Annotated in this window: 8 protein-coding genes; 2 read left to right on the forward strand and 6 right to left on the reverse strand. The window is 28.7% G+C overall.

Going from position 1 to position 12,705, the window contains the following annotated elements; genetic code table 4:
* Nucleotides 1–40 precede the first annotated feature (40 nt).
* From T314_RS03830 to oppB, 6 genes are all read right to left on the reverse strand, one after another.
* Nucleotides 41–2,902, reverse strand: coding sequence for a DNA translocase FtsK (locus tag T314_RS03830; protein WP_036237502.1), 2,862 nt, complete (start codon nucleotides 2,900–2,902; stop codon nucleotides 41–43).
* A gap of 115 nt (nucleotides 2,903–3,017) precedes the next feature.
* A complete protein-coding gene (gene oppA, locus T314_RS0101895; RefSeq protein WP_029511939.1) occupies nucleotides 3,018–5,996 on the reverse strand; it encodes an oligopeptide ABC transporter substrate-binding protein OppA in 2,979 nt (992 codons plus the stop codon).
* Nucleotides 5,997–5,998: 2 nt separating this feature from the next.
* The gene (locus T314_RS04140; protein ID WP_029511940.1) at nucleotides 5,999–7,852 is read right to left on the reverse strand and encodes an ATP-binding cassette domain-containing protein; all 1,854 of its coding nucleotides are present in this window, start codon (nucleotides 7,850–7,852) and stop codon (nucleotides 5,999–6,001) included.
* Nucleotide 7,853: 1 nt separating this feature from the next.
* Nucleotides 7,854–9,422, reverse strand: a complete 1,569-nt coding sequence (locus tag T314_RS04145) for an oligopeptide/dipeptide ABC transporter ATP-binding protein (RefSeq protein WP_029511941.1) — start codon at nucleotides 9,420–9,422, stop codon at nucleotides 7,854–7,856.
* 11 nt (nucleotides 9,423–9,433) lie between these two features.
* Complete coding sequence (oppC, locus tag T314_RS0101910) at nucleotides 9,434–10,405, reverse strand: oligopeptide ABC transporter permease OppC (protein WP_029511942.1); 972 nt, start codon at nucleotides 10,403–10,405, stop codon at nucleotides 9,434–9,436.
* A gap of 15 nt (nucleotides 10,406–10,420) precedes the next feature.
* Nucleotides 10,421–11,755, reverse strand: coding sequence for an oligopeptide ABC transporter permease OppB (gene oppB, locus T314_RS0101915; protein WP_029511943.1), 1,335 nt, complete (start codon nucleotides 11,753–11,755; stop codon nucleotides 10,421–10,423).
* 78 nt (nucleotides 11,756–11,833) lie between these two features.
* On the opposite strand from oppB, the gene T314_RS0101920 reads away from it, so the two are divergent.
* Both T314_RS0101920 and T314_RS0101925 read left to right on the forward strand, forming a co-directional pair.
* Nucleotides 11,834–12,340 (forward strand): MotA/TolQ/ExbB proton channel family protein, encoded by a 507-nt coding sequence (locus T314_RS0101920; RefSeq protein ID WP_029511944.1) that lies wholly within the window; start codon nucleotides 11,834–11,836, stop codon nucleotides 12,338–12,340.
* A 137-nt stretch (nucleotides 12,341–12,477) separates the two neighbouring features.
* A partial coding sequence (locus T314_RS0101925; protein WP_029511945.1) for a helix-turn-helix domain-containing protein occupies nucleotides 12,478–12,705 on the forward strand: 228 nt, incomplete at its 3' end.

The raw sequence follows: 12,705 nt of genomic DNA on the forward strand, positions 1-12,705 counted from the left end.
TTCTATTATCTTAGAAAAATAAAACCCTAAATTGAGGGTTTTATTTTTTTACTAATACTTCTCTTGGTCTTGAACCATTTTTAGGTCCAACAACCCCTTCATCTTCTAATTGGTTTAGAATATTTGTAGCTCTAGCATCAGCAATTCTAAATTTACCTTTAATTGATGATGAAGATGCGTCTTGTTTTTCAATTACAAATTCTTTAACTAATGAATATAATTCATCAGTAGAACCAACTGTTTTTAGATTGTCTTGATCAAACTCATCAGCATACATTGCTTGTTGTTGAGCAATTGTAAAGTCTACTATTTCTTCAATTTCTTCATCACTTAAATAAGCACCTTGAGCTCTCATAAGATCTCCTCCACCAGGTGGCATGAATAACATATCTCCTCTACCTAAAAGGTTTTCGGCTCCAGTTGAATCTAAAATTGTTCTTGAGTCAATTCCAGTTGTAACAGCGAATGCAATTCTTGTTGGTATATTAGTTTTAATTGTTCCTGTAATAACATCTGTTGATGGTCTTTGAGTTGCAACAATTAAGTGAATACCTGCAGCACGCGCCATTTGAGTAATTCTCATAATTGATTCTTCAACTTGTTTTCTATCACCAGTCATCATTAAATCTGCAAGTTCATCAATAATAATAACTTGGAATGGCATTTTTTTAGAACCTGTTACTTTTCTGTTGTAACCATCAATGTTTCTAACACCTAGGTTCATAAATAGTTCATAACGTCTTTCCATTTCAGCAACAACCATTTTCAATGCATTAGCAGCTTGTTTCATATCTGAAATAACCGGAGCTAACATATGTGGCACTCTTGAATAAACTGAAAGTTCAACTTTTTTAGGGTCTATCATTAAAAATTTAACTTCATTTGGTTTTGCTCTTAAAAGAATTGAACAAATTAATGCATTAATCATAACTGATTTACCACTTCCTGTTGAACCAGCAACAAGTAAGTGAGGCATTTTATTTAATTGAGCAGTTAAAGGTTCACCTAAAACATTTTTACCTAAAACAAAAAGTAATTTTTCATTTTCTTGTTCTTTTGGTATTGATTCAATAATTTCTCTCATTGAAACCATTTCAGAACTTGCATTAGCTAATTCAATACCAATTAAATTTTTACCAGGTATTGGTGCTTCTAAACGCATGTTTTGAGTTGCTAAAGCTAATTTTAAATCATTTTCTAGGTTTGTTATACTATTAACTTTTACACCTGGTTCTGCTTGAATTTCAAATTTCATAACACTTGGTCCAATAATTGAATTAATAACTTTTGCTTTAACTCCAAATTGTTTAAAAGTCTCATCAATTGCTAGAGCTTTTAAAGCAGCGTTTTCTTTATTTGCTCTTTCCTTGTTGTAGTCTTTTTCCATGACAGCTAAGACATCAACAGGAGGAAGTTTATAATTTTTATTTATTATAATTTTTGGCTCTTCAATAACAGGTTCTTCAATAAGAGGCGCTTGAATAATAGGTTCTTCAACAGCTGAAATGATTGGTGTTTCAACTTCTTTTTGTAATAGTGTTTCTTCTTTTAAATCGTATTTTTCTTCATATTTATTTAAAGCTTCAAGAGCTTCTAAAGTTTCGCTTACTTTTTTAGTTTCTTGTTCTTCATAAATAGCATCAAAGAAAGTATCATCACCATCAATAGTTGTATCTTTGATTTCTTCTACTTTTAATTCTTCATTACTATTTAAAATGTTTTCTGATTTTACAAGCATCTCATTATTTTGAGTGATAGGTCTTAAATCAGGATTTTTAACAACTCTTTCAACTTGATTATTTTCTGAAACTCTTCTTGAAACAAAGCGAGGTCTGTGAGGATCTAATTGTTGTTCTTCAACAACAGCATTTAAATCATTTTCATTAGGCATATTTTGTTCAATATAATTTGAGTCTAAAACTGATTCCGGTAAAGAACATTCTAATTGTTGTTCTTGATAAATTTTATCCAATAGTTCTTTGTCTTCTTTTTTTACATAAGAAGGCATTTGAATAGTTAAATCACTAGTTTTTGTTTCTTGTTCTTCATCAAATGACATATTACCAAATACATTAATTGATTCTCATCCATTTTTTTCGTTTTTTGGTTCTGCATGAATTTCGTTTTGAACAGTAACTGGTCTTTTAAAATTAGGGTTTCTTTTTGATTTTAAAGTTAATATTCTTAAAGCTTTACCTTTTCTTTTTGCTTTTGGTTTAAATAAGAAAATTGGATCTCCTGTAAAGATTCACATTCCATTAATGAACATTAAAAATACTAATAAAATATATGAGCCTACTATTGATAAGTATGATGTTATACCTACCATTAAAGTACCAGTAATACCACCACCACTATATAAGTTGAAATATCCATCTAAACCTGTTTTTAAGAAGTAATCAATCACTTCTTTATAGTATTGTCCTGAAAATATTGAGTGATCAACTCATTCTTTTGCATATACGTTGAACATTTGAGCAAAGAAATTGGCTTGTCACAATTTATTTAAATTTTCACTTTTTGAAGCTATTATTTGTGTGAAAAGTATTAAAGAAATTAATCAACACAATAAGATGAAAGATGATATAACCATGAATAAGAATCTTTTTTTAAATTTAAATCTTATACCTGAAAATATACATAGATCTACTATAAAAAGAACTATGTAAATAAAGTATTTGAATCAACCAAAAATAAAATTAAAGAAAACGTCATCCAAGAATTGACCTATAACAGTGATTCTTCCTAATGAGAATACAGTAATAAACAAGATAACTAATCCTGTAACCATTCATGATATAGAGTCATTTCTTCTTTTTTGTTTAGTTGTTACAAATGCAGCAGTTTTTTCTTCGTTTCATTCGTAATTAGCTAAAAACTTTTCATCTTTATTTTTTTCCATGTTATCACCCTTTGCAATAATATAATTATACCAATTTTGCAATAATTAGTGTTGTTATAAATTTTTGCAAATGTTTTCTTAAAAACAAAAAAAGAATGCGTTGCATTCTTTTTCATTAATTTCTAGGAGTTGCAATAACTTCTCCATCAGATTTAGGGTCATAAACATAAAGTTTTTTATATTCTTCTACTTCATTTGATGATCCTTTTTCAAATTGAGCTTGAGCTGCTAAGAAAGCGTCTTTATTTCAAAGTGATTCAATCATTTTGACACCAAATAATCTTAAGTTTGAACTACCTGCTATATAAGAAGATCTAGTAAATGGATCTAAATATGATAACTGAATAGTTTTCATTGGTGTTTTATTGTAAAGAGGGGTTGTCAAAGCAATATCATAAAGGGCATATGTTTCAGCTTCTGATAAAGTTTTCAATCTTTCAGTGAAATCTCCCATACCTTTTGCTGTTTCAACTATACCTGTATATTTAGTAATTGATTGATTAATTTCTGCATAATCTTTTTCATATTGCTTGAAAGAATCTTTAATTTTAAGTTTAGGTTCATTTGGGTTTTCTTCTTTTACTATCTCAGTTTTTGCACTTGAATCAGTTTCAAGAACTTTACCAATATTAGTATAAACCCCATATTCACCACCTCAAATTAGAGTATGTAAAAAGTTGTATGGATCAGTGTAGTCTGGCCCTCAACCACTAACATAAATATCATAATCTCCAATTTTAGATAAATTTAAATAATCAGAAACGTCATTTGATGTTCTGGTTTTTAAAGTTATCGGACTTGAACTTCCAACAGTTGCATTAAATTGATCAACTAAGTATTCAACTCTAGGGTTTAATGTTAATCTTAATGCTCCATTTAAAAGTCATTCAAGAGAAACTGAATCATTATCACTTGTTAAAATTTCTTTTGCCCTAAGATCTTTTCTAACAACATCACCTAAAATTTTTGCTTTCGCTTTTTCATTATTTTGATCAAGTTCTTTACTATTTTCACTTCTATCGACAATTGATTTATAAGATAAATCAGCAAAATTATTTAAGTAAGTTTCAAGACCTTTAATTACTTCTCCTTCAGAATCAAGGAACATTCCTAAAGCCATTAAATCATTTTGATAGAAAGCATCATTTCCATCAATAAGTGAACCAAATTGTTCATTATAGAAATTTTCTAATAATTCTTTGTCATAAGAAGGAATTGTTATATTATTTTCTAAAGTTTTAAGTCTTGAGTCATTTGTTGAAGTTTCTTCAGATGACTCCAATTGAGTATTTTTAGTACCATACATTTCGTTGTAATCAGTACCAATATTTTGAATTGTATAATCTTCAACTGGTATACCATTAACTTTTCCATTTTCAACAGCATCATTAGATTCTGTTGTATTAGTTGCTAATTTTGGAATTGTAAAAGTATTTCTTAATAACGTTGAAGATCTAGTTTTAACATTTTTTCCTTCTCCACCATCTCAAGCTAGTGATTCTTTTGTATTTTTATCATTATCTAATTTTCCAGCTACATAAGCAGGATATTGAGTTCTTTGCATAAAATAGTTTAAATATAATCTAACTGATTTTTGTGCTAAAGCTCTAGATGATTTTGAAATATCTTTACCATCATTTGTTAATCTACCATAATTATAAAATGTTGTAAACGTATATTGACTTGGAACGGTTGAAGTTGCATGTGTTCCTTCAAATGCAAATTTTTGTTCTTCAGAATTATAATCATCACCAACATATTTTTTTCAACCACTAGCATCATTTGGAGAAATAGCCACTTCTGAAGCGTCTCCTCCTTCAAATCAAAGTCTGTTCGAATCAACTGATTGACTTCTAGTTAATGTGAATATTAATTTTTCAATATATGTTCTATCTGCTTGATAATAATTTGGATTTTTTAATAAAATGGTGTTTGAAGACGCTTTATATGATTGAACATAATAAGCTCCTGAAAATCACATTTCATTAAGACTTGGTTGATATCTTTTTGAAAAGTTATATCATGATCTGTTTTGAGAATCTGAATAACTTACAGCATAATCTGGTACTGGTTTCAATGAACCATATCCAGCAGCAGAAGTAAAGAAAGAAGTTGATGCATTTTCAAGAGTATATCTGATATTATACATTTGTTCTGTTCTAGTATCATAAGTTCCTTTTGAAGCTGCAGCTGTTCCTAATCCTTCACTTGAAAGAGAAATAGCCATCATTCCACCATTTTGTGCACTATCAGCAATTAATTTTTGGAATGCAGTTTCATCCTGATATTTTTTCATTTCAGTAATTAATTCATCAAATTCAGGTGTTGGATTATATTTATCAGTAGGCTTTCCATTTTCATTTAAAATTGGATTAAGTTTAGCGTCAGCTAATTTATTAATTATGGCTTGACCTTCCTTAGTTGCTGTTCAAAGATTAACTAACATAACGATAATGTCAAAATTTCTTGTTGAAATATATTCAGATCCAATATTTTGTTCACCACCTTCAGCAGTTGTTCTACTAAAGTTAGCTCCTTTAAGAACTGTAGCATCATATTCAGATATAGTAGATAAAATGCCTTCTAAAGCTGTTCCATTTTTAAATAAACCATTTGTTGGAGCAGCTCCATCAGCTGAAGAATTTGGATTAAATGTAAATCTAAATGCATTATAGAAATCCATTGTAGAAACATTTTTAGTGTATTTAATTTCACCATTTCTCACAGCTGTTCATTTTGGGATTCCAGTTTTTCTTCCATCTTCTGATGTTTTTTCTTCATCTCTTAAGTGAAAGTAATACTCAGTCCCATCTGTATTGTGACCTCATCAATCAGCCATTTGGCCTTCTATTTCACCATGCGCATTTGGAGTTAATAATCCATCGTACAAGTTTTCTAATATAATAGAATCAGAGTTTTGCATTGTTGATCCAGGAGATCAAGTATTAAGAGCAGCAGCCATGAAACCCTTATATTCTTTTGTGTTTACTTTTCTTGCCATTAATTTCTTTGTAGACATTCCACAAGAAACCAAAGTTGAGCCTGCTGTTGTAACCAAAGTTGTTGCAGCAATTATACTAAGTAATTTTTTCATAATTATGCTCCTCTCTCAATTTTTTTAGTTTTTCTTTTTTCAGATTTTATTTCAGAAACTTCTCTTTCATTAGCTAATATAAAATGTCCTTTTTGAACTTCGATTCATTTAGGTGAATCTGTAATGTAATCAAAATGTTCTTCTTCAGGTTTATATTTAATACTTTTTTTCTTTTTCTCTAAATCAGGGTCTGGTAAAGGCACTGCTGATAATAATGATTTAGTATACGGGTGTAAAGGATTATTGAATAATTCATCAGCATCAGCTAATTCAACAATATCTCCACGATAAATAACTGCTATTCTATTTGCAATAAATCTAACAACACTTAAATCATGAGCAATAAATATATATGTTAAGTCAAATTCTAATTGGAATTTAGCTAGTAAATTGATAACTTGTGCTCTAATTGAAACGTCTAGTGCTGAAATTGGTTCATCACAAACTACAAATGATGGTTTCATAACAAGTGCTCTTGCAATACCAATACGTTGACGTTGACCACCTGAAAATTCATGTGGGTAACGTGACAAATGCTCAGGTAACATTCCAACAGTTGTTAATAATTGTAAAATTAAAAATTGTTTAACTTTTGAATATTTAATATTTTGTAATGTTACTTTGCCTATTTTATCTGGATTATTTAAATTAAATCAATCAATGTAAGTTTTAGCAGTTTCCTCATTTTTATATAATTCAGGAAAGTTATCTAAACCTTCAGCAATAATTTCTTCAACAGGCATTCTATCATTTAATGATGAAGCTGGATCTTGAAAAATCATTTGCATTTGTTTTTTTAATTCATGTCTTTCTGAACTAGTTGGTAATGAATATTTTGGTGATTTTTCTAATGTTTTTTGAATATTTTCTAAATCCATTAAATTTTTAATTGTTTCTAATTCAAAAACTTTTTCGTCATCTTGAGTAGTAGAAATTTTTTCACCAATTCATTTTAATCATTGTTTTTTATCTGATCCAGTTGAAACAATTGCTGAACTTAATTTCTGAGCTTGTTTTAAATCAGAGATCATAGGTGAAACTAACTTATGTTCAGAAATTAAAATCTCAAGTAATTTACCTAATTCAAAAAAGAATCTTTTGACAGATTTATATTTTCCATTTCTAACATCATTTCTAACTTTTTCTATTTCTTGAATTGTTAGATACATTTTAGATTCAGATTTTCTAATTTTAATTGTTAATTTGTTTGTTTTTGAATGTAATTCGTTAACTTTTTTTAATAATTCTGGGTTTATAATTCCATCTTCTTTTAACATTTTTAGAAATGTTAAAGATTTATCTTGAAGTTTGTATAGTTTTAAAATTCTTTTAATAATTTCTTTAACTGCATCTTCAACTAACTTTAATTTTGGATCTTTTGATTTTGAAACTAATTTATGGTCTTTTAAATCTAAACCTTCTTCAATTTTTCTAACTTTATTATCTGAATATTCAACAGTTTCTTTTGATTTTAAATCATAGTACTTTCCTTCAATATATTTAAAGTAGACACGTTTATAGTCTTCTGAATATATTTCCAAGGCTTTAGTTATAGCAGTTTGATTCAATTTCATCACTTTAATATGATGTTCCATTTTTTCATTCATCTTTATTAAATTAGGTGTTTTACCAAATGCTAAAGTATCTTGGTAATAAATAGTTCCATCATTAATTGGTTCAATTCCCATTAATGCTTTACCAATAGTAGATTTACCTGATCCAGATTCCCCAACTAATCCAAAAGTTTCACCTTTATAAATATCAAATGAAACTTCTTTAACAGCAGAAACTTTATTTTTTCCGTGTCCATATTCGATTAAAAGGTCACGTACTTTTATGATTGAATTTTTAGCCATATTATTCACCTACCTTTGCTTCACTTACAGCTTCTTTTAAGTTTTCTAGCATTTTTGGTTTTTCAACTTTAGGAGCTCTAGGATCTAATAATCAAGTTCTTGCACCATGAGTTTTACTAATTTCAAACATTGGTGGATTATATTCAAAGTCAATTGCTAATGCAAATTTGTTTCTTGGAGCAAATGCATCACCTTTAATTTTGTTAAATAAACTTGGTGGTGTACCTGTAATTGCAAATAATTCTTCACCTTTTGTACCTAATTGAGGTAATGAAGATAATAATGCTCAAGTATATGGATGTCTTGAATCAAAGAAAATATCTTTAACTGTACCATATTCAATAATTTGACCAGCATATAAAACAGCTACACGATCAGCAACATTTGCAACTACCCCTAAGTCATGAGTAATAAATATAACAGTTAAATTAAACTCTTTTTTAAGTTCTTTAATTAACTCTAAAATTTGTGCTTGAATAGTAACATCAAGCGCTGTTGTAGGTTCATCACAAATTAAAACTTTTGGTTTACAAGCTAATGCGATAGCAATAACAATACGTTGTCTCATACCACCAGAATATTTACCTGGAATATCATGATAACGTTTTTCAGCATTTGGAATACCAACTTTATTCATTAGTTCAATAGCTTGTTCTTTTGCAGCGTGTCTTGAAACTTTATTATGTAATCTAATTGCTTCTGAAATTTGAAAACCAACACTTAATAGTGGGTTTAATGAAGTCATAGGGTCTTGGAATATTGTTGCAATAGTTCCTCCTCTAACTTGTTTTAATTTTTTTGTTGCCTCTCTCTTGTTTAATCAAGTTGGAGTTGTTTGAAATTTTCACGCAGCTAATAATGCATTAACTTCATGTTCTTCAACAATTTGAGCATTTTTCAAACTTTCTAAAATGTGCTTTAAATTTAATTCAAACTCAGTTAAAAACTCTTGTTCGGCAAGAATTCTTAAACCAGCAAGAATTTGTCTACCTCTTATTAATGAAAGGTTTTTCTTTTTACTTGAAATTTCTTTCATAGTTGGAGTTAAACGTAAAACTGTTCTTTTTCTCAATCTTGAGAATGTTGAAAGTTCATAATATGCATCATGAATAATTTCACTTTCATCTTTAATTTTTGCTAATATTTCGTCAGTATCAACACCTTTAACTCCTAAACGAGTGTTAAGTGCCTCTAAACGTATCTTTGCATTATTAATTGTTTTGTAATTACTTTTTTTAATTTTTCTTCTTGTATCTGAAGTTAATGAACCTTTATGGTAGTTAACTAAATTTACATCTTCTTTAATAGCTGTTTCAGAATTGTTTTTTGATTCTTCAGTTGGAAAGTACATAATTGTTCCGTTTGAAATATAACCATTACTTTCTAACATGTTAGTTAATGTTTTAGTTAATACAGATTTTCCTGATCCAGATTCTCCAACTATCGCAACTGTTTCTCCATCATAAATATCAAAAGAAACGTTTCTAATAGCTGTTAACATTCTTCCACGAACATTGAATTTAACAACAACATCTTGAAGAGAAATAATTTTATCTTTATTTGTAGCCATAAGTTGGTCTCCTATCTATGATTTTTCGGATCTAATGAGTCAGCAAATACTCTAGCAGCTAAGAAGAATACAACTGAAACTATCATAATAACTGCCATTGGAGCAATTAATAAGTTTGGATAAATTTGTCATTTTGTTTCATTCATAACTTGGTTTAAAATTTGTCCTAAAGAAGTTTGACCTGCTGGAATAAAGTCAAATGCTAAGTAAGCAAGTGATGCTTCAATTGAAATAGCAGTCGGAATTGCAAATGCCGCTGTTTGAACAATAACTGGTAAAATTTTTGGCATAATATTTTTATTTATAATTCTGTATGAACTTGAACCTAAACTAATTGATGCAGTATTATAGTCAGTATTTTTAACTAACATAATTTGTACCCTTACCATTTGAGCAATACCAACTCATGCTTGAACTGATATAGCAAAAACAATAACTCAGTAACCTTTACTATTGAATAAAAAAACCATTAATAGTAATAAAATGAATTGAGGAACAATTGTAATAATGCTTGCAACTTGAATAAAGATTAAATCTGATTTTCTAAAGTAACCTCAAATTGAACCTAATATAACCCCAACTGCAACTTGAATAGCAGCAATTAAGAAAGCAAATAGTAAAGTTGTTCTTGTTCCGGCTCAAACTCTAGCAAATAAATCTTCACCATTCATCCCAATACCAAATATATGATCTCAAGATGGCAATGCAGGATCCCCAATAGTACTTGAAGTATTTTTATAGTTCATTACTTCTGGAACAATGAATGCTAAAAGTAAAACAGTTATTAAAACTAAAATAGAAATCATGAAAGTAGGAGATGTAACTAATAATTTACCAACAGACTTTCAGTAGCTATATGGTTTAGAATTTAATCTTTCGCTTTCGCTAGTTTGTTCTTCGACTACTTCAAACATTTTTTCGTCAATTTCTTCAAAATTAACTTTATTTTCACGTTCAAATTTTTCTTTATCGATGTTTATCATAATTTTCCCCTCTTTCTATCTACCACTTAATTTAACTCTTGGATCCATTAATACCATAAATAAATCAGAAACTAGCGTTGCTGCAATTTTTACTAATGATGCAAATGTTATAAATCCTAAGATAACAAATGAGTCACGGTTATTAACACCGTTAATAATTAATTGAGACATACCTGGTATGTTTCATTGAGTTTCAGTTAAAATTGAAGCTCCAAATAATGTAAATGCTAAATCTAAAGGTAATTCACGTAAAATTCTTACTCCAGCATTTCTGAATATATGTACGTAAAATACTTTTGATTCTCCTAAACCTTTAGCATAAGCAAATTTAGTATAATCAGCTGTCATTTCATCGACCACATAACGTCTAGTTAAAATAATTGTTGTTGGTGCCATTAATATAACTAATGCAACAACAGGTCAAAATCTTGTTCAGAATGATCCTGAACTAAAAATAGAAGAATGACCAAAAACTAAAATTGATATTAAATAAATAGCAATAACAATAACTAATGAAGGAACAGCTAATAAGAATGTAGCAGTACCGTTGATTGCTCCATCAGTTGCTTTACCTTTTCTTTTGGCTGCTTCAATACCTAAAGGGATACCAATTAAGTAAGAGAATAAAACAGCTACACTTCCAATACCAAATGAATATGGAATTGCACTTGCAAATAAGCTTGTTACTTCTGTTGAACCTGGCATACCCATTGAACTTGATTTAACAACTCCTAAGTATACTCAAACAGTTTTATATGATGCGTTTATTTTTATCGCATCAATTAGTTCTTGAGAGCCTGATTTTAATAATCCATCAACTTGCCCACCAGTATATAAAACTGTGTTAATAATTATTTGAGCTTCTGATAATTGAGAAGCATCAGGGAATTCAACTGATTGTCCAACTAAAATATGTTTTGGAATAAATGGAATAATGTTTTTGAAATATCTTAATAATCTTTCTATAGCATTACCACTAACACCAAATAATTCTAATCTTGTTTGTAAAAATGCATCGTATTTTGGTCCTGATGTCCCAATTCCCATTTTCCCTAATTCAGATACATCTGGTAAATATGAAGAATCTGGTGTTACAAAGTTAACTAAAAAGAAAACTATTGCAATACTTACAATTAATGTTAGTAGCCCATAAACAATACGTTTAAAAGAGTACCCTATAAGTGGATGTCTTCTAAAATATTTTGAAGCCTCTTCTTTTAATTCATCGAATCTATATGAAACGGTTCTTCAAAATGTAGGCTGTGCATAAATTAACTCTTCGTTTAGATCTAAATCTAACGCATCTAAGTTAAAGTTTTTTAAAGTGCTTTTGTTTTTTGATTTAATCATGGTCTTAACCTCCTTATTTATAATATTTTTTAATATGATAAACTAAAAGAGTATATAAGTCAATTGAAAGGAGCAAATATGGCAAAGAATGAATTAAAAAACCTTAAAAAATTACGAAAAGAAGGTCTAGATGGTCATTATCAGGATATTAATAAAGAATTAAATAGCGATCTAAAAGCAGCTGAAAATTATACTAAAATGAAAAATTTTAGAGAAAACAAAAAATTTAATTGAGTAAGCTGAGTATCAATTTTAGGTGTTACTTTAATTGGTATAGGATTAAGCTTTGGACTTGGTTATGCATTCAAAGATGTTGCAAGTTTTGCTCCTAATATAACAAGCAAAAAAAGATTTATTGACGCAACAGCTTTTGTTGCTACAGCATATTTATGTATTGAAATTTTAGCTATTTTTATTATTAACTACATTAGAAACAGAAAAGCGATAAACTATTTTAATGATAAAAGATTAAGATATCAAAAAACTTATACTAAAGAAGAAGCGATTTTAATTAGATGAAGAAACACAATTACATTCTGTTTATTACCATTCTTAGTATTTATGATAATAATGTATACAGTATAGAAAAAAGGATCAATTAATTTGATCTACGAATTAAAATTGGAACTGCAACACTTATGAGAAAATAATCTCATAGGAATTGCAGTTTTTTTGATACAAAAAAAGCAACTCCTGACCGTTCAAAGCCCAAAGGAGTTACCATGAATAATTATAAACAAATATCTTTAAAAGAAAGAACATTAATTGAATATCTATTAAATGTTCAAAATAAATCAGTTTCTTTCATAGCTAAAGAACTAAATAGAGATAGATCAACCATCTACAGAGAAATTAAAAGAAATAAAGCAGCTGTGATTTACAAAGCTAAAGATGCGCAATTTACTAGAGACATTAATAACACCTTATCTCATCAAAATGAAATAAACAAA

Source organism: Mesoplasma grammopterae ATCC 49580 (genome assembly GCF_000701525.1).
Lineage (GTDB): Bacteria > Bacillota_I > Bacilli_A > Mycoplasmatales > Mycoplasmataceae > Mesoplasma > Mesoplasma grammopterae.